Below are 17,538 nucleotides of genomic sequence, written 5' to 3'. Positions count from 1 at the left end.
GCAGGGATGAGGACATGCAGGAGGACAGGATGACGCGCGAAGAGACCGCTCAACCGCCGGATGAAACGTCAAGCCAGCGTCAGGTCGATCCGAAGCTCTTGGAAATTCTCGTTTGCCCGGTGACCCGCACGACGCTCGAATACGATCGCGAACGACAGGAACTGGTCAGCCGCGCCGCCAGGCTCGCCTATCCGATCCGCGACGGCATCCCGATTCTGCTTGAAGAAGAGGCTCGTCGCCTGGAAGATTAGGCCGAAGCAGGGGGGCGCAGGTGGCAAAAAAACGCGGCGCGGAAAGCCGCGAGCGGCTCGTCAACGCCGCTGCAGATCTTTTCTGGCAGAAGGGTTTTGCGGCGACCTCGCTCGCCGAGATCGGTGCGGCGGCGGGCGTTCCGCTCGGCAACATCTATTATTACTTCCGCTCCAAGGCGGCTCTCGCCGAGGCGGTTGCCGCGATCATGGCCGAGCAAATGCAGGCGGCGCTCGAAGAGATCGCCGCAGCGGCGGATGCGCCGCAAACACGCCTCGCGACCCTCGTCGATCTTCTGTCTCATTCGGTGGCGACCCGCACCGAGCGCGGCTGCCCGATCCGCAGAGCCTCGGCGGAGTTCCGCGATCCGGCCCCCGAAGCATCGGCACGGGCGGCCGCAATCCTCGCCCATCTCGAAGCCTGGCTCACAAACGAGCTTTCACGCATCGGCGCGAGCCCTTCCGAAGCTCAGGCATCTGCGGCCAAAGCCTTAATTCTCTGGCAGGGCGGCATCGCGCTCGCCGAAGCGCGACGCGACGAGGCCCCACTCAGGCGGGCGCTTGAGGATATGCGGGAGCTTTTTGGCGAGGCCGCACGACAGACCCGCCTCGCTGAGAGTGCGGGAGCCCCGCTCTCCGTCGAGCCGGGACGAACCGGAAGCGTCTAGCACATCCCTCTGCGCTAAAGCGCCTCGCCGCGCATCAACCGGGGCAGTTCGCCGCCGAGGCCCGCCGCTTCCTTGATGAAATTCTGCTTCAGGAAGGGCAGACGGTCGACGATCCCGAGGCCGACCGAGCGGGCCGCCCGCAGCATCTTGTTTTCCTTGGAGAAGAGCCGGTTGAGGACATCGGTCGTCACGCCCATCTGCCAGCTGTCGAAACGCCGCCATTGTTCATAGCGCTTCAGGGTCTCGATATGACCGATATCGAGGCCGAGGCGATTGGCGTCGACGACGATCTCCGCAAGCGCCGCCGCATCCCGGAAACCGAGATTGAGCCCCTGGCCGGCGACCGGATGAATGCCGTGCGCCGCATCGCCGAGAAGCGCGAAATGCGGACGCACGAAATCGCGTGCCAGCGTAAGCCCGAGCGGATAGCCCTGGCGCGGCCCGTCGAGCGAGAGCTCGCCGAGATGATGGCCGAAGCGCCGCTCCAGCTCGATCTGAAAAACGAATTCGTCTTCGGCGAGAAGCTTTTTGGCGTCGGCCTCGCGTTCGGTCCAGACAAGCGAGGAACGGTTGCCCTTGAGCGGCAGGATGGCAAAGGGGCCCGAGGGCAGAAAATGCTCGCGTGCGACACCGTGATGGGGCCGCTCATGCGCGACCGTGACCACGATCGCCATCTGCTTGTAGCGCCAGGAGACGGTGGCGATGCCGGCCTTGCCGCGCAGCCCCGAACGCACGCCGTCGGCGGCAACGAGAAGGCGCGCATCGACCCGGTTGCCCGAACCGAGAGAGAGCGCGACCGAGCTTCCATCGACGGTAAGATCGCGCACCGTTTCCGGCGCGACGATCTCGATGCCCGCCGCCACACTCGCGTCCTGCAAAGCCGCGGTCAAAGCGCCGTTCGGCACCATATGGGCGAAGGGTTCGCCATCGGATAGCGGTTCCTGGAAGGTGAGGAAAATCGGACGCACGGCATCACCGGTGGCGCTGTCGGTGATTTCCATGGCGTTGATCGGCTGCGCCTCGTCGGCCACACGCTCCCAGACATCGAGGGTCTCGAGCATGCGCTTGGCGGCTGCCGCGATCGCCGAGGCCCTTTGATCGGCACCGGCAGGTTTTACCCCAGCGGCATCGATGAGCATGACATCGAGGTCCGGCGCGCCGCGCTTGATGGCAAGCGCCGCCGTAAGTCCGGCCGACCCACCACCCGCAATCACCACATCCGCACGCTTGCTGTCCGCCATTCTCGCCCTCTTCTTCCATTTATCGGCGGCAACGAAGCCGCCATCTCTGTTCAGGCTTCCGCCCTGCTTGACTTCCGAGCCCCGCGCGACAACGGTTGCGCCCGCTTCGGCTCTGCCGATCCCGCCTTAGGATTATGCTCCGGGTTCATCAACATGACGGACGGAATTCAAACCTTGCTCGACATTCTCGACCTGGAGACGCTGGAGCACAACCTCTTTAGGGGCCGCAGCCCGCAGGTGGGCTGGCAACGCGTCTTCGGGGGGCAGGTGATCGGCCAGGCCCTGGTTGCGGCCACGCGCACCGCGCCTCTCGACCGCCACGCCCATTCGCTGCACGGCTATTTTCTGCGGCCCGGCGACCCGACGGTGCCGATCATCTACGAGGTCGACCGCATTCGGGACGGTTCGAGCTTTTTGACCCGCAACGTCATTGCCGTACAGCATGGCGAGGCGATTTTTACGATGTCGGCCTCGTTCCAAAGGGAAGAAGGCGGCTTTGAGCATCAGCGACCCATGCCGGACGTGCCGGCCCCTGAGGATTTGATGTCGGAGGCCGAGTTCAAAGAGCTGGTGATGAAGAGCCAGGCTCCGGACGCGGTCAAAGCCTATTGGAGCCGCGAGCGCCCGATCGAGTTCCGTCCCGTCGATCTCGATCATTATGTGGCGCGGCGCGCCCTGCCGCCACGCCAGGACGTGTGGTTCCGCGCCAACGGCCCGATGCCGGCCATCAACGCTCTGCACAAATGCGCCCTCGCTTACGCTTCGGATATGACGCTCCTCGACACGGCGCTCTTTCCGCATGGCCGTTCGGTTTTCTCAGTCGACATGCAGGTGGCAAGCCTCGACCACGCGATGTGGTTCCATCGCCCCTTCGACGCCACCAACTGGCTTCTCTACACCCAGACGAGCCCGTCCGCCTCCTCCGCCCGCGGCCTCTCGCTCGGCGCGATCTACACGCGTGACGGGACGCTCGTAGCCTCTGTTGCCCAAGAAGGTCTCATCCGGCCCCGGCCGCGAAAAGAGTGATGCTTTCTTAGGCAATTGACGCGCCTGAGGGCGCGGATCGCGTCTCTCCCCTCTCCAAAACGCAGGAAACCCCTGCCCTTCGACGCGGCGAATGCTCAAGCATTATGCCGCAGCACGCATCGTTGCGGGAGCGTCGATAGTGGCAGGTGCAACCACGGCGGCACAAAGAAAGGGCAGCGCTGAGCCTCGCCCGCGCCGCCGCAGCTGGGGAGATCGAAGCGATGAAACTGATCATGGCGATCATCAAGCCGTTCCGGCTCGATGCAGTGCGAGATGCCCTCACCGAAATCGGCGTCCAGGGCCTCACCGTCACTGAGGTGAAGGGTTACGGACGCCAGAAAGGACACACCGAAGTTTACCGCGGCACGGAATATGCAGTCAGCTTTCTGCCGAAGCTGAAGATCGAAGTCGTCGTCGAGGCTGCGAGCGCGAGCCGCGCGGTCGCAGCCATCACGGCCGCCGCTGAAAGCGGTCAAATTGGCGACGGCAAGATTTTCGTCGTCAACGTCGAACAGGCGGTCCGCATCCGCACGGGAGAGACCGACAACGAGGCGGTCTGACGGCAACAGGCTTTTGGGAGAGAGGACAGTCAATGAACAAGCGGGGAATTTTATGGGGGGCGGGCCTGATCGGCGCCTTTGCCTTGCTCGCTGCTGAGCCGAGTTGGGCACAGGACGCGACCGAGCCGGCCCTCGACAGCGGCGACACCGCCTGGATGCTGACATCGACCGCACTCGTGCTGATGATGACGATACCCGGGCTCGCCTTGTTTTACGGCGGCATGGTGCGCAAGAAGAACGTTCTGGCGACGGCCATGCAGAGCTTCGCCATCTGCTGCCTGGCGACGGTTCTGTGGATGGTGTGCGGCTATTCTCTGGCCTTCACCGACGGGGGCGCCTTCAACGCATATGTCGGCGGCCTGTCGAAAGTGCTGCTCGCCGGCGTCGGCAGCGACGCCTTGACCGGCACCATCCCCGAGACGGTCTTCATGACCTTCCAGATGACTTTTGCGATCATCACGCCGGCTCTCATCACCGGCGCCTTCGCCGATCGCATGAAGTTCTCGGCCATGTTGTGGTTCATCGGCCTGTGGAGCCTGATCGTTTATGCCCCCGTCACCCACTGGGTCTGGGGCGGCGGCTTCCTCGCCAATGCGGGCGTGCTCGACTTCGCGGGCGGCACGGTCGTTCACGTCAATGCCGGTGTCGCCGGCCTGGTGGCAGCCCTCGTCCTCGGCAAGCGCCGCGGCTTCGGCTCGGAGAACATGGCGCCGCACAACCTCGTCCTGTCGATCATCGGCGCTTCGCTGCTGTGGGTCGGCTGGTTCGGCTTCAACGCGGGTTCCGCGCTTGCCGCCAACGGCACTGCCGGCATGGCGATGGCCGTCACCCAGATCGCGACGGCGACCGCAGCGCTTGCCTGGATGTTCGGTGAATGGGCGCTGCGCGGCAAGCCAAGCGTCCTCGGCATCATTTCCGGCGCCGTGGCTGGCCTCGTCGCCATCACGCCGGCCTCGGGCTTCGTCGATCCGACAGGGGCGCTCATCATCGGCGCTGCCGCCGGCCTCGTCTGCCTGGGGGCGGTGGTGTGGCTGAAGCCGATGCTCGGCTATGACGATTCGCTCGACGCCTTCGGCGTGCACGCCGTCGGCGGCATCGTCGGAGCACTTCTGACCGGCGTCTTCGCCCGTGAAGCGATCGGCGGCACGCCGGGCCTCATCGAAGGCAATGCCGGCCAGGTGATGACGCAGGTCTACGGTATCGCAGCAACGATCGCCTGGACGGCCATCTGCTCGTTCGTGATCCTGAAAGTCATCGATATCACGGTCGGCACGCGGGTCTCGCCGGAAGTCGAAACCGAGGGTCTCGACGTCAATCTCCATGGTGAAGTGGTTCAGTAAGCACCCACATCCGAGTTATTGAGCGACCCGGCCGCGCTGCGGCCGGGTTTTATTTTGCCCTCCGCGAAGAGGCATAGCTCTCTACTCTCTTCCGCCGTCTTTACGCCGCCCCGCTGCCGCATTCGCTGGCGCGGCTTTGGGCAAAACTGCAATTTTGCACATTTCATAGGCATTTCTCGCAGCGCGCCCTGCAAACTGCTCCAGATTGTGGGGAATCCGTAAGTGACTCACGGCACTTAGCAAATTGTTCCCGATTCTGGCACGCGGCTTGTAGAGAAAGCCCCGTAAGGCGGCGGCCCAGACGCGTCGTCCGGATGGTCGGCCGCACGCCGGCCCAGCCAAAGGGAGATTGTGACCGAGATGAAATTGATCATTGCGATCATCAAACCTTTCAAGCTCGACGAGGTGCGTGAAGCCCTCACGGAGCTTGGGGTGCAGGGCCTCACCGTGACGGAAGTCAAGGGTTACGGCCGGCAAAAAGGGCACACGGAAATCTACCGCGGCGCTGAATACGCGGTGAGCTTCCTGCCCAAACTCAAGATCGAGGTCGTCGTCGATTCCGCCAATGCGGATCGGGTGGTGGAGGCGATCGCCGCCGCCGCCAAGAGCGGCCAGATCGGCGACGGCAAGATCTTCGTCGTCAACGTCGAACAGGCGGTGCGCATCCGCACCGGGGAAACCGACGCGGAGGCTCTCTGACAATGACGTCGGAGAACGGGAGAGAGGGACACTTCATGAAGAACAAACACTGGCTTAAGGCGGTGCCGGCGATTGCGGCCATTGCCGCGATCGCCGCCGTGCAGCCGGCCCTGGCACAGGACGCTGCAGCGCCTGCGGCCGAGGCTGCTCCGGCCGCCGACGCGGCGGCTATCGCTTTCACCTTCAACACGTTTTCCTTCCTCGTCACGGGCTTCCTCGTGATGTGGATGGCGGCGGGCTTCGCCATGCTGGAGGCGGGGCTCGTACGGTCCAAGAACGTCTCCATGCAGTGCCTCAAGAACATCGGCCTCTACTCGGTCGCGGGCCTGATGTTCTGGGTGATCGGCTACAACCTCATGTACATGAACGTGGACGGCGGCTATTTCGGCGTTCCGATCCCGAAGGCGATCCCGGATCCGGCCAGTGAGACGAGCGGCGATTATGCGGCCGCGTCCGACTGGTTCTTCCAGATGGTGTTCTGCGCCACCGCGGCCTCCATCGTCTCAGGCACGCTCGCCGAGCGCATCAAGCTCTGGCCGTTCATGATCTTCACGGTGATCCTGACCGGCATCATCTATCCGATCACCGGTTCCTGGCAGTGGGGCGGTGGCTGGCTTTCGGAGATGGGCTTCTCCGACTTTGCGGGTTCCACGCTCGTCCACTCCGTCGGCGGCTGGTGTGCCCTGACCGGCGCGGTCATTCTCGGCGCTCGTCGCGGTAAGTTCGGCCCGAACGGCGCCGTGCATCCTTTCCCGGGCTCCTCGATCCCGCTCGCCACGCTCGGCACCTTCATCCTCTGGCTCGGCTGGTTCGGCTTCAACGGCGGTTCCCAGCTCGCCCTTGACGGCTTCGAAAACGCCTCGGCGATCTCGCGCATCTTCGTCAACACCAACCTCGCCGCCGCTTCCGGCGTCGTGGTGGCGATGATCCTGACCCAAGTCGTTTACAAGAAGGTCGACGTGACGATGGCCCTCAACGGCGCCCTCGCCGGTCTCGTCTCGATCACCGCCGAACCGCTCGCCCCCTCCGTGCCGACCGCTCTCTTCGTCGGCGCCGTCGGTGGCCTCATCGTGGTGCTGGTCGTGCCGCTTCTCGACAAGCTGAAGATCGACGACGTCGTGGGCGCCATTCCGGTGCACCTCGTCGCCGGCATCTGGGGAACGATCATCGTGCCGCTGTCGAATGCCGATACGAATTACGTCACCCAGGCGATCGGCATCGCCTCGATCGGCGTCTTCTGCGTCGTCGTCAGCACCGTTATCTGGCTCGCCCTCAAATTCACCGTCGGCCTCAGGGTCAGCGAGGAAGAAGAGGCGCTGGGTCTCGACGCGGTGGAAATCGGCGTCGAAGCCTACCCGGAATTCGGCGTCGGCTCGCAGCGCGTCTAAGTTCCACTCAAAGCACTCTGCGATGCGGCCCGGGCGTCACGCCCGGGCCGTTTTCTTTTGAGGATCGTTCCCGGCCGGTCTGGTTAACAAGCGTTTAACCCACCCCGCCTATTGTCGCGGAAGTCCACCAACGCAGGGACGAACGATCTCCCATGGCCTTCGGCGCAAGCAGCGAGTTTTTCCATTCCACCTATGCCCTCCGTCGTATGGCGGTTCGGCGCATCGTGCAGCTGGGAGGCTTCGTGCTCTTCCTCTTGCTGGCGATGATGGTGCTTTCTCTGGCCACCTGGAAGGTCGCAGATCCGAGCCTCTCGAACATCACGGATGCGCCTGTGGGCAATCTGCTCGGCGCATGGGGGGCGAACTTCGCCGACCTCGCCATGCAGTTCTTCGGGCTCGGCATCATCGCGCTACTCCTGCCGCCGGCTCTCCTGGCGCTGGCGCTCCTGCGCATGCGTGTCCCCGCCCAGCCCTTTCAGCAGCTCGGCTTCTGGCTTGCGGGCACGGCCGTCACTTCCCTCGCGCTCGCCTGCCTGCCGGTGCCGCAATCATGGCCTCTCCCGATCGGTATCGGCGGCGCCGTCGGCGACATCATGCTGCGCCTGCCGACCTGGATTTTTGGCGATCCTCTCGTCATCGGCATGCGCGCAGCAATCGGCGTTCTGGCGACCGGCATCGGCCTTGGCCTTCTCTTTGCAGCCGCAAGATCCCGTCCGATCGGCGACACGGCCTACGCGCCGATGAACACCCCCGCAGCCCTCGATGAGGCCGAGGACGAGGATGACATCGACCTTTCCGATGAGGATGCGCCTCGCGGCGGCCTCTCCGTGGTCGCGGGCTTTGTCATGCATCACGGCTTTTCAGCGCTGTCTGCGGTCAGCCGCGGTCTGCGTCGTGGGTCACACCGCGCCGTTCGTGCAGCGCTGGAACGTTCCGAGCGCCCGGCCACCATCGCCGGGACCCGCCACGAGCCCTCGCTGGCCGCGAGCGACACGCCGTTCGACGCCTATGAGGAAGAAGATTACGACAACGAAGAAACCTACGAGGAGCCACAGGCCTCCTCGCTCGTCACGGCGCCGGCGCCGAAGCTGAAACCGAGCCGTCGCGCCAAACGCGAATCGCAGCCGTCGCTTCTGCCGTCGGACAGTTACGAGCACCCGCCCCTGCACATGCTCACCGATCCGGACCCCAAGGGCAGCCTCAACCACGACCCCGCCGCCCTCGAAAAGAACGCCCGCGCTCTCGAAGGTGTCCTGGAAGATTTCGGCGTGCGCGGCGAAATCATCAATGTTCGCCCCGGCCCGGTGGTGACGCTTTACGAGCTGGAACCCGCCCCCGGCATCAAATCTTCGCGCGTCATCGGTCTCGCCGACGATATCGCCCGCTCCATGAGCGCCATTGCAGCGCGTGTCGCAGTGGTTCCCGGACGCAACGTCATCGGCATCGAATTGCCGAATGCACGCCGCGAGATGGTGTTGCTGAAAGAGATCCTCGGCTCGGTCGACTTTGAGAAAAGCCGGGCGCGCCTGGCGCTGGCACTCGGCAAGACGATCGGCGGCGAACCCGTCATCACCGATCTCGCCAAGATGCCTCACCTTCTGGTCGCCGGCACCACGGGATCCGGCAAGTCGGTGTCGATCAACACGATGATCCTCTCGATCCTCTACAGGCTGACGCCCGAGCAGTGCCGCCTCATCCTGATCGACCCGAAGATGCTCGAACTCTCCGTCTATGACGGCGTCCCGCACCTCCTCACCCCCGTCGTCACCGATCCGAAGAAGGCGGTCGTCGCGCTCAAATGGACCGTCCGCGAGATGGAAGAGCGCTACAAGCAGATGTCGAAGGTGGGCGTCAGAAACATCGACGGCTTCAATCAGCGCATTGCCACGGCAAAGAAGAAGGGCGAAGTGATTCGCCGCACGGTGCAGACCGGCTTCGACCACGATTCGGGCGAGGCGATCTTCGAGACCGAGGAACTCGAGCTCGAGCCCATGCCCTATATCGTCGTCATCATCGACGAGATGGCCGATCTCATGATCGTGGCGGGCAAGGAGATCGAAGGCGCCGTGCAGCGGCTTGCCCAGATGGCCCGTGCCGCCGGCATCCACGTCATCATGGCGACGCAGCGCCCCTCGGTCGACGTCATCACCGGCACGATCAAGGCGAACTTCCCGACCCGCGTCTCCTTCCAGGTCACCTCGAAGATCGATTCGCGCACCATCCTCGGCGAGCAGGGCGCCGAACAGCTTCTCGGCCAGGGCGATATGCTCTTCATGGCCGGCGGCGGCCGCATTCAGCGCGTGCACGGCCCCTTCGTCAGCGACGAGGAGGTCGAAGAGGTGGTGGCGCATCTGAAGGGACAGGGCGTGCCGGATTATCGCGACGCCATCACCGACGAGGAAGCGGAAGGCGAATCCGGCTGGGATGCGCTCGCCGGCTCCGACGATTCCAACGACATCTACGACAAGGCGGTCGCCATCGTCTTGCGCGACCGCAAGGCCTCGACCAGTTACGTCCAGAGGCGGCTTTCGATCGGCTACAACCGCGCCGCTTCCATTATCGAACGCATGGAAAACGAAGGGCTGATCAGCGCGGCCAACCACGCCGGAAAGCGTGAGATCCTGGTCGGGGAGGACGCCGCCTGAGCGGATTTCCGCCACGTTTGGCTGGTCTTACCGTTTTCATGCCCGACATTCTCCGTCCCGACCTTTCCGATCCTTGGAGGATCTGATGCGCATTTTATCGAAGACACTCGCCACCATGGCCGTCGGCGTCGTGGCGCTCGGCCTGGCCGCCGGATCCGCCTTTGCCTTCACCGCAGACCAGCAGCAGGCCTTGGCGTCCATCTCGGCCAAGCTCGCCAATCTCAAGACGATGCATGGCGAATTCATCCAGTTCGGCCCGACGGGCGAGAAGAGCCAGGGCAAGTTCTATATCGAGCGCCCCGGGCGCATCCTCTTCGACTATGACCCGCCCTCCAAGCTGAAGGTGAAGTCGGACGGCAAATCGGTGCTCGTGCGCGATGCGAGCATGAAGACCGACGATTTGTGGCCCCTGTCCAAAACGCCGCTCAAATTCCTCCTCGACGATCAGCTCAATCTCGCCAAGTCGAGCCGGGTGCGGGGCGTACAGGTCGAATCCGATCTGATCCAAGTGGTGGTGGTCGACGATGCGCAGTTCGGCGGTGGGACGCTCACATTGTTTTTCGATCCGTCCACGTACGAGCTTCGCCAGTGGACAGTGCGTGACGCACAGGGGCTCGATACCACGGTCGCCCTCTACAATGTGGAGACTGGCCGACCCCTTTCACCGGAGCTTTTCAAGATCAACTACAGCGGCGTCACCAACCGCGCCCGCGAGCGATCTCTCGGCGATTAAATCTTTCTGAGAGATATTTTTTTCGCCTTTCTTTCAGGCTACAAATCTTTGTGTCGGAAGCTGGGGTTGTCTCAGCGACAAGAAGCCCCATCTCTCCGCCGCGGAGATCGACCCGGCCGATACAACGCCCCCCGTCTCGCTCGGGTCTGATCAGCCGGATTTTATCCGGTTCGTTCCCGCGAAGGCGCCCAGGCTCCACGCTTGGGCGCCTTTCTATTTCAGAAAAGTTCTGGGCTTTCCTGTTGACCTCGCGCACAGCGACTGGATTTCCGTGTCACGGCAGGCCACTCGGAAGAGATGTCACTCTCAATCGCCACCTGGAACATCAATTCGGTGCGCCTGCGCATCGGTCTCATTCTGCAGTTTCTTGCCGAGCATCAACCGGATGTGCTCTGCCTGCAGGAAACCAAATGCCCCGACGCTCTCTTTCCGGAGAAGGCGTTCCGCGAGGCGGGCTACCCCCACCTCGCCCTCTCCGGGCAGAAGGGCTACAACGGCGTCGCCATCGTCTCGCGCCGCCCCCTCTTCGGCGTCGATCGCAATCATTTCTGCGACCGCATCGACTGCCGCCACATCGAGGCGAAGGTCGAATCCGGTCAGCAACGCGTGACCTTGCACAATTTCTACGTCCCGGCGGGCGGCGACGAGCCGGATCCGGACAAGAACGTGAAATTCGCCCACAAGCTCGCCTTCATCGAGGAATTGACGCAGGCCGCAGAAAGGCTGGCGCAGCCGGGCTCCATCCTGGTCGGGGATCTCAACATCGCCCCGCTCGAGACCGATGTGTGGTCGCACCGCCAGCTCCTGAAAGTGGTGAGCCACACGCCCGTCGAGACGGAGGGTCTTCTACGCTTCCAGGCGGCCGGGCCGTGGGTCGACGTCATGCGCCGCTTCGTACCGCCGGAAGAGAAGCTCTTCACCTGGTGGAGCTATCGCTCGCCCAATTGGGAAGCCTCGAACCGAGGACGACGTCTCGACCATATCTGGGCGGCAGCCGATATGGCCGCCCGGGCGCAGGGCATCAAGGTCATCAAGGAAGCGCGCGGCTGGGAACGCCCCTCCGATCACGTGCCCGTGATCGCGACCTTCGCCGAAGCCTGAAACATCCCGAATACGAAGGGCTTACGATCCCGCCGCGCCGAGGCGGAGCCCGGCCCGCTTGATCTCCTCGACCGTGTCGGCAAGCCCTTCCGTCAGCTTATCGCGCAAGGCTTCGGCGATATCGGGATATTCGTCCAGAAGCCGCTTGAACATCGATCGGCGGATCTGCAGCACGCTGGAATTTTCCGCCGCGACGATGGTCGCGTGCGCCTTCATTTCCGTGATGAGCGCGAGATCGCCGATGAGGGCGCCTCGCTCGAAGCGCCGCGCCGGTCGTCCCTCTTCCGCGCCGCCCCGGCGGTCGCTGCGCGCAAGGAGCAGACCGTCACTGACGAGATAGGCCGAATGCTGCGGGCGCCCCGCTTCTACGACGACCTCGTCTTTGCGCACATGCCGGCTTTCCGCCGAGAACGCGATCAAGCGCAGATGATCCTCATCGAAGCCCCTGAAGAAGGGCGCCTCGTGCAAGAGCTGGACGTCGGATCCGAGGCTCACTCGGCTCTCCTAGGTGCGCGCAAGCTTGTAGCCGCCGGCTTCCGTGACGAGGATCTCGGCGTTCGAAGGATCCTTCTCGATCTTCTGCCTGAGCCGGTAGATATGGGTCTCGAGCGTATGGGTGGTGACCCCGGAATTGTATCCCCACACTTCCGAGAGAAGCGTGTCGCGTGACACCGTCGCCTCGCTGGCCCGGTAGAGATATTTCAAGATCGCCGTCTCTTTTTCCGTCAGGCGGACCTTTCCGCCAGACGCGTCGAGGAGAACTTTCGCGGCGGGACGAAACGTGTAGGGACCGATGGCGAAGGTCGCATCCTCGCTTTGCTCGTGCTGGCGCAGATGCGCCCGGATGCGGGCAAGGAGGACTGCGAAACGAAACGGCTTCACGACGTAATCATTGGCCCCGGCCTCGAGACCGAGCACGGTGTCGGAATCGGTGTCGTGGCCGGTCAGCATCACGATCGGGACGTTCACACCGCTCTTGCGGAGCAGTTTGACCGCCTCGCGTCCGTCCATGTCCGGCAATTCGACGTCCATGATGATGAGATCGACATGGCTTTCCTTGGCGCTCTTGATGCCGGCCGCAGCGGTCGTTGCCGAAGCGAGCTCAAACTCCTCGTAAAGCGCGAGCTGCTCGGTCAATGCTCCGCAGAGCTCTTTGTCATCATCGACAATGAGAATTCGTCTGGCCGTCATTCGCGCCTTATCTCCGCCCGGAATCGTCAATTTTGCAATTTAGGCTAAGTTCCCTGCCCTCGCCAGCCTTGCACCTCAGCCCATCAAGCACGCATTCTTGAACAATGTTGCCCCCCGACCCCCGCTTTCGCCCGCAATCGCGCCACAAACAGCCGAAACGCGCTGCCGCGTCGTCACGCCGCACGGCGCCTCAATCCGGCGACTGCGACCGTATCTATGTGCGGCCGCTGCCGAGCCCCTCGCACGCCGCCTTACTGACGTTTCGCGGCCTCACCCTGCGCTGCGCCATCGGACGCGCTGGCGTGACCCACGCAAAGCAGAAGCGCGAAGGTGACGGGAAGAGCCCCGTCGGGCGCTTTGTGCTCGAATGGTGCGCCCTGCGACCCGACAGAAGACCAATGATGCCGCGCCCGGGGATTCAGACGATTGTGCTGCGGCAGAGCGACGGCTGGTGCGACGAGCCGGCATCACCCGCCTACAATCGCGCCGTACGCCTGCCCATCAGCGCCTCGGCCGAGGCGATGTGGCGGCCGGACGGGCTTTATGATGCAGTGATCGGCCTGTCCCACAACACCGCGCCGCGGCAGCGGCAAATGGGAAGTGCCATCTTCTTCCATCTCGCCCGGCCGGGTCTTCAGGCGACGGAGGGCTGTGTGGCCATACCGCGCTCGGCCATGCGCCGGATCCTGCCGTTTCTGTCGAAGAGGACACAGATGGTGATCCTGGCACGGGCGGATGCCGGACGCCCGAAACGCGTGTGAGAACCAACTCCTCTACGATCGACACCTCAGGGACGCGGCCTTGAGCCGAAGATCGCGCTGCCGACCCGCACATGGGTCGCACCGAGTGCGATCGCCGTCTCGAAATCGGCGCTCATGCCCATGGAGAGCTTTTTCAGACCGAGCTCGCCGGCGAGCTTTGCCAGGCGCGCAAAATGCGGAGCTGGCGCCTCCTCGACCGGCGGGATGCACATGAGACCCGAGATCTCAAGCCCGTGCTCGTCACGGCAACGGCGAACGAAATCTGCCGTCTCCCGGGGCGCGATGCCGGCCTTCTGTGGTTCCTCGCCGGTATTGACCTGAACGAAGAGCTCCGGCGACCGGCCCTGGCTTGCGATCTCCTTGGCGATCGCGGCCGCGATCTTGTCGCGGTCGACGGTATGGATGGCGTCGAACAGCTCCACGGCCTGGGACGCCTTGTTCGATTGCAATGGCCCGATCAAATGCAGTGTCATGCCCGGCGTCGCCTCGCGCAAAGCGGGCCATTTCCCGGCCGCTTCCTGCACGCGGTTCTCGCCGAAGACGCGCTGGCCGGCGGCGATGACGGGCTCGATCTCCGCCGCATCGAAGGTTTTGCTGACGGCGACGAGCGTCACGCTTTCCGGATCACGCCCCGCCTCACGCGCCGCCGCGTCCACCCGGCGTCTGATCTCAGCCAATGCCTCGTGCTCTTTGTTTGCCTTGTCCATGTCCTGCCCGCACTGTGCGCACAACCGATCGCCGCCAGGCGAGGTTGACCGGCTCTGGCAATCGTGTTGAAGCTCTTCGGCCGCTCAAAAGGCGGCTCGCCCGTTCCCAACAACCATGCCGTTCATGACTGCGTCAACAGAGCGTTATAATCCACGAAACGTCGAGGCTTACTGGCAATCCGTCTGGGAGGAGCGCGGCCTTTTCCGTTGCTCCAACGAGGATCCACGGCCCAAATATTATGTCCTGGAGATGTTCCCGTATCCGTCGGGACGCATCCATATCGGTCACACCCGCAACTACACGATGGGCGATGTCGTCGCCCGCTATCGGCGTGCGCGCGGCTACAACGTGCTGCACCCGATGGGCTGGGACGCGTTCGGCATGCCGGCGGAGAACGCCGCCATGCAGAATAAGGTCCATCCCAAGGAGTGGACCTACGCGAACATCGCTACGATGCGCGATCAGCTGAAGCTGATGGGCTTTTCGATCGACTGGTCGCGGGAGTTCGCCACCTGCGACGTGGACTATTACGCTCAGCAGCAGCGGCTCTTCCTGGATTTCCGTGAGGCCGGCCTCGTCAAGCGCAAGAGCGCCAAGGTGAACTGGGATCCCGTCGACCAGACCGTGCTCGCCAACGAGCAGGTGATCGACGGGCGCGGCTGGCGCTCGGGAGCCGTCGTCGAGCAGCGTGAGCTGACGCAGTGGTTCTTCGCCATCTCCGACTATGCCGACGATCTCCTCGAAGAGCTGAAGGGCCTTTCCCGCTGGCCGGAAAAAGTCCGCGTGATGCAGGAGAAGTGGATCGGCCGCTCCGAGGGCCTGAAAGTCCGCTTCGAGTTTGCCGACGAGACGGTCTCTGGCGAAGAGTATCTGGAAGTCTTCACGACGCGCCCGGACACGCTCTTTGGCGCCGCCTTCATGGCGCTCTCGCCCGACCATCCGCTCGCGGCAAAACTCGCAGCGACGGACGAGAAGGCGGCCGCCTTCATCGCTGAATGTCATCGCCGCGGCACGTCCGCGGAAGCGATCGAAACGGCAGAGAAGAGCGGCTACGACACAGGCCTCAGGGTCCGCCATCCCTTCGTCGAGGGAGCGGTCCTTCCCGTCTACATCGCCAATTTCGTTTTGATGGGTTACGGCACCGGCGCGATCTTCGGTTGCCCGGCGCACGATCAGCGCGACCTCGATTTCGCCAACCGCTACGGCCTTCCGGTCAAGCCGGTGGTGAAGCCGGAAGACGCCGATCCTGAGAACTTCGCCGTCACGGACGAAGCCTATACCGGGCCTGGCCGCCTCTACCATTCCGACTTCCTGGACGGCATGACCATCGAGGAAGGCAAGGACGAGGTTGCCCGTCGCCTGGAAGCCCGCACGATCGGGGGCGGGCCGCAGGCAGTTCGCGAAGTCAACTTCAGGTTGCGCGACTGGGGCATTTCCAGACAGCGTTATTGGGGATGCCCGATCCCGATGATCCATTGCGAAAGCTGCGGATCGGTGCCCGTGCCCGTTGCCGATCTGCCGGTCGAGCTTCCTGACGACATCGATTTCGACAAGCCCGGCAACCCGCTCGACCGTCATCCGACCTGGAAGAACGTCGATTGCCCGAAATGCGGCAAGCCCGCACGGCGCGAGACCGACACGATGGACACCTTCGTGGATTCCTCGTGGTATTTCGCCCGCTTTACCGCACCGAAGGCCGACACGCCGACCATTCCGGATGTCGCCGACGCCTGGCTGCCCGTCGATCAGTATATCGGCGGTATCGAGCACGCGATCCTGCATCTCCTCTATTCCCGCTTCTTCGTGCGGGCGATGCAGAAGACCGGCCATCTCGACCTGAAAGAGCCGTTTGCCGGCCTCTTCACGCAAGGCATGGTGGTGCACGAAACCTATCGCGAACCGAACGGCCCATTCCTTCCGCCTGAAGACGTGATTGTCGAAGAGAGCGAGGGGACACGGCGGGCACGGCACGCCAAGACCGGTGCGGCCATCGAGATCGGCCCCATCGAAAAGATGTCGAAGTCGAAACGCAACACGGTCGGTCCCGAAGAGATCAGCCGCAATTATGGTGCCGACACCGCCCGCTGGTTCATGTTGTCGGACTCGCCACCCGAGCGCGACGTGCAATGGTCGGCAGCGGGCGTCGAAGGTGCTCACCGCTTCGTGCAGCGTGTCTGGCGGCTCGTAACCTCGGCAAAAGAAGGCCTGCCCCCAGCCGGGACGGCTCTGCCATCCGGCTTCAGCGAGGCTGACGAGGCCCTGAGACGCGCCACACATGCCGCAATCCGAGATGTGACCGACGCGATCGAGAACCTGCGCTTCAACCGCGCCATCGCCTTCGTCCACGATCTGGCGAACCAAATCGGCGGCCACGAGTGCGGCGATCGTGACTCCGGTTTGTGGGCCCACAGAGAGGCACTGGAGGCCCTCGTGCTTTTGAGCGCGCCCTTCATGCCGCATTTGGCGGAAGCCTGCTGGCAGACCCTCGGCCACGACAAGCTCGTCGCCGAAACGGCCTGGCCGGAGGCCGATGCGGCTCTTCTCCGTGAGGACGAGGTCACCCTCCCCTTGCAGGTGAACGGCAAGAAGCGCGACGATCTCGTCGTCGCCAGGGACGCATCGAAAGAGACGATTGAGGCGGCGGCGCTCGCCTCCGAGACGGTCCAGCGGTTTCTGGAAGGCCGTCCGGCACGCAAGGTGATCGTCGTTCCCGGGAGGATCGTGAATGTGGTCGGCTAGGCGCGGATTTCTCATCCTTCTTGCAGCTGGCCTTGTGGCCGGCTGCACCGTCCGACCGCTCTATGCGCCAGACGCGGCCGGCCGGTCGGTTCAGGAAGAGCTCCGCGCCATTGAGGTCGAAATGCCGACGACGCGGCCGGAACAGGTGTTCAGGAACGCACTCCTGTTCGGGTTGCAGGACGGAGAAACCGTCCCCCCGCAATATCGACTCGAATATACGCTCGCGTTGAACTCCAGCTCGGTCGGCATCGAAGCCGTGACGGGCGTTCCGACCGCCTATCAGCTCTCCGGGCGCCTGCAATATCGTCTCTTCGACATTTCGACAGGTCAGCAGGTTCTGGGTGCCGTCCTCAACACGGTGGCTTCCTATGATCGCTCCAGCCAGGCGTTCGCCAAGCTGAGGGCGGAGCGCGACGCAGAAGACCGCGTCGCCGACACACTTGCGGGCATCTTGAAGACGCGGCTTGCAAGCTATCTCGCACGGAACTGA

Annotated in this window: 17 protein-coding genes; 13 read left to right on the top strand and 4 right to left on the bottom strand. The window is 63.7% G+C overall.

Annotation, left to right across the window (positions count from 1 at the left end; translation table 11 throughout):
* Nucleotides 1–29 precede the first annotated feature (29 nt).
* Complete coding sequence (locus BLP76_RS09720) at nucleotides 30–251, top strand: Trm112 family protein (RefSeq protein WP_092812144.1); 222 nt, start codon at nucleotides 30–32, stop codon at nucleotides 249–251.
* Nucleotides 252–271: 20 nt separating this feature from the next.
* The gene (locus BLP76_RS09715; RefSeq protein WP_092812027.1) at nucleotides 272–916 is read left to right on the top strand and encodes a TetR/AcrR family transcriptional regulator; all 645 of its coding nucleotides are present in this window, start codon (nucleotides 272–274) and stop codon (nucleotides 914–916) included.
* 14 nt (nucleotides 917–930) lie between these two features.
* Here the strand turns inward: BLP76_RS09715 and BLP76_RS09710 are convergent, their stop codons facing one another.
* Complete coding sequence (locus BLP76_RS09710; protein ID WP_092812025.1) at nucleotides 931–2,157, bottom strand: ubiquinone biosynthesis hydroxylase; 1,227 nt, start codon at nucleotides 2,155–2,157, stop codon at nucleotides 931–933.
* A gap of 153 nt (nucleotides 2,158–2,310) precedes the next feature.
* On the opposite strand from BLP76_RS09710, the gene tesB reads away from it, so the two are divergent.
* The 8 genes from tesB (at nucleotide 2,311) to xth (ending at nucleotide 11,649) form a co-directional block, all read left to right on the top strand.
* Entirely contained in the window at nucleotides 2,311–3,183 is an 873-nt protein-coding gene (tesB, locus tag BLP76_RS09705; protein ID WP_092812023.1) for an acyl-CoA thioesterase II, read from the top strand.
* A 221-nt stretch (nucleotides 3,184–3,404) separates the two neighbouring features.
* Complete coding sequence (locus tag BLP76_RS09700) at nucleotides 3,405–3,743, top strand: P-II family nitrogen regulator (protein ID WP_092812021.1); 339 nt, start codon at nucleotides 3,405–3,407, stop codon at nucleotides 3,741–3,743.
* Between the two features lie 32 nt (nucleotides 3,744–3,775).
* Nucleotides 3,776–5,083: an ammonium transporter gene (locus BLP76_RS09695; protein WP_092812019.1), complete on the top strand. Its 1,308-nt coding sequence runs from the start codon at nucleotides 3,776–3,778 to the stop codon at nucleotides 5,081–5,083.
* Nucleotides 5,084–5,443: 360 nt separating this feature from the next.
* Nucleotides 5,444–5,782: a P-II family nitrogen regulator gene (locus BLP76_RS09690; RefSeq protein ID WP_092812142.1), complete on the top strand. Its 339-nt coding sequence runs from the start codon at nucleotides 5,444–5,446 to the stop codon at nucleotides 5,780–5,782.
* Nucleotides 5,783–5,817: 35 nt separating this feature from the next.
* Complete coding sequence (locus BLP76_RS09685; protein WP_092812017.1) at nucleotides 5,818–7,170, top strand: ammonium transporter; 1,353 nt, start codon at nucleotides 5,818–5,820, stop codon at nucleotides 7,168–7,170.
* A gap of 206 nt (nucleotides 7,171–7,376) precedes the next feature.
* Nucleotides 7,377–9,815: an FtsK/SpoIIIE family DNA translocase gene (locus BLP76_RS09680; protein WP_244514530.1), complete on the top strand. Its 2,439-nt coding sequence runs from the start codon at nucleotides 7,377–7,379 to the stop codon at nucleotides 9,813–9,815.
* Between the two features lie 85 nt (nucleotides 9,816–9,900).
* Nucleotides 9,901–10,548: a LolA family protein gene (locus BLP76_RS09675; RefSeq protein ID WP_092812013.1), complete on the top strand. Its 648-nt coding sequence runs from the start codon at nucleotides 9,901–9,903 to the stop codon at nucleotides 10,546–10,548.
* A 297-nt stretch (nucleotides 10,549–10,845) separates the two neighbouring features.
* A complete protein-coding gene (gene xth, locus BLP76_RS09670) occupies nucleotides 10,846–11,649 on the top strand; it encodes an exodeoxyribonuclease III (RefSeq protein ID WP_092812011.1) in 804 nt (267 codons plus the stop codon).
* A gap of 21 nt (nucleotides 11,650–11,670) precedes the next feature.
* Here xth and BLP76_RS09665 read toward each other — a convergent pair whose 3' ends face one another.
* Complete coding sequence (locus BLP76_RS09665; protein WP_092812010.1) at nucleotides 11,671–12,144, bottom strand: cyclic nucleotide-binding domain-containing protein; 474 nt, start codon at nucleotides 12,142–12,144, stop codon at nucleotides 11,671–11,673.
* A 9-nt stretch (nucleotides 12,145–12,153) separates the two neighbouring features.
* On the bottom strand, nucleotides 12,154–12,840 hold the full coding sequence (locus tag BLP76_RS09660) for a response regulator transcription factor (protein ID WP_092812008.1): 687 nt from the start codon (nucleotides 12,838–12,840) through the stop codon (nucleotides 12,154–12,156).
* A 104-nt stretch (nucleotides 12,841–12,944) separates the two neighbouring features.
* Here BLP76_RS09660 and BLP76_RS09655 point away from each other — a divergent pair, with 104 nt between their 5' ends.
* Entirely contained in the window at nucleotides 12,945–13,601 is a 657-nt protein-coding gene (locus BLP76_RS09655) for a L,D-transpeptidase family protein (protein ID WP_092812006.1), read from the top strand.
* Nucleotides 13,602–13,627: 26 nt separating this feature from the next.
* On the opposite strand, the gene BLP76_RS09650 is transcribed toward BLP76_RS09655, so the two are convergent.
* The gene (locus BLP76_RS09650) at nucleotides 13,628–14,308 is read right to left on the bottom strand and encodes a YggS family pyridoxal phosphate-dependent enzyme (protein WP_092812004.1); all 681 of its coding nucleotides are present in this window, start codon (nucleotides 14,306–14,308) and stop codon (nucleotides 13,628–13,630) included.
* Between the two features lie 124 nt (nucleotides 14,309–14,432).
* On the opposite strand from BLP76_RS09650, the gene leuS reads away from it, so the two are divergent.
* Together leuS and lptE are read left to right on the top strand one after the other, a co-directional pair.
* Entirely contained in the window at nucleotides 14,433–17,048 is a 2,616-nt protein-coding gene (gene leuS, locus BLP76_RS09645; RefSeq protein ID WP_170130553.1) for a leucine--tRNA ligase, read from the top strand.
* Nucleotides 17,035–17,538: an LPS assembly lipoprotein LptE gene (gene lptE / locus BLP76_RS09640; protein ID WP_092812000.1), complete on the top strand. Its 504-nt coding sequence runs from the start codon at nucleotides 17,035–17,037 to the stop codon at nucleotides 17,536–17,538. Before leuS ends, lptE begins: the two co-directional genes overlap by 14 nt.

Source organism: Afifella marina DSM 2698 (assembly GCF_900102695.1).
Classification (GTDB): domain Bacteria; phylum Pseudomonadota; class Alphaproteobacteria; order Rhizobiales; family Afifellaceae; genus Afifella; species Afifella marina.
The sequence above is the reverse complement of the archived record's forward strand: the minus strand, read 5'-3'. Positions and strand labels throughout refer to the sequence as shown.

Excerpts from the sequence above, each read along its gene's own strand:
- BLP76_RS09720 (WP_092812144.1), top strand. The coding sequence starts at position 30 with ATGACGCGCGAAGAGACCGCTCAACCGCCGGATGAAACGTCAAGCCAG.
- BLP76_RS09710 (WP_092812025.1), bottom strand. The coding sequence starts at position 2,157 with ATGGCGGACAGCAAGCGTGCGGATGTGGTGATTGCGGGTGGTGGGTCG.
- tesB (WP_092812023.1), top strand. The coding sequence starts at position 2,311 with ATGACGGACGGAATTCAAACCTTGCTCGACATTCTCGACCTGGAGACG.
- BLP76_RS09700 (WP_092812021.1), top strand. The coding sequence starts at position 3,405 with ATGAAACTGATCATGGCGATCATCAAGCCGTTCCGGCTCGATGCAGTG.
- BLP76_RS09695 (WP_092812019.1), top strand. The coding sequence starts at position 3,776 with ATGAACAAGCGGGGAATTTTATGGGGGGCGGGCCTGATCGGCGCCTTT.
- BLP76_RS09690 (WP_092812142.1), top strand. The coding sequence starts at position 5,444 with ATGAAATTGATCATTGCGATCATCAAACCTTTCAAGCTCGACGAGGTG.
- BLP76_RS09685 (WP_092812017.1), top strand. The coding sequence starts at position 5,818 with ATGAAGAACAAACACTGGCTTAAGGCGGTGCCGGCGATTGCGGCCATT.
- BLP76_RS09680 (WP_244514530.1), top strand. The coding sequence starts at position 7,377 with ATGGCGGTTCGGCGCATCGTGCAGCTGGGAGGCTTCGTGCTCTTCCTC.
- BLP76_RS09675 (WP_092812013.1), top strand. The coding sequence starts at position 9,901 with ATGCGCATTTTATCGAAGACACTCGCCACCATGGCCGTCGGCGTCGTG.
- xth (WP_092812011.1), top strand. The coding sequence starts at position 10,846 with ATGTCACTCTCAATCGCCACCTGGAACATCAATTCGGTGCGCCTGCGC.
- BLP76_RS09660 (WP_092812008.1), bottom strand. The coding sequence starts at position 12,840 with ATGACGGCCAGACGAATTCTCATTGTCGATGATGACAAAGAGCTCTGC.
- BLP76_RS09655 (WP_092812006.1), top strand. The coding sequence starts at position 12,945 with ATGTTGCCCCCCGACCCCCGCTTTCGCCCGCAATCGCGCCACAAACAG.
- BLP76_RS09650 (WP_092812004.1), bottom strand. The coding sequence starts at position 14,308 with ATGGACAAGGCAAACAAAGAGCACGAGGCATTGGCTGAGATCAGACGC.
- leuS (WP_170130553.1), top strand. The coding sequence starts at position 14,433 with ATGACTGCGTCAACAGAGCGTTATAATCCACGAAACGTCGAGGCTTAC.
- lptE (WP_092812000.1), top strand. The coding sequence starts at position 17,035 with ATGTGGTCGGCTAGGCGCGGATTTCTCATCCTTCTTGCAGCTGGCCTT.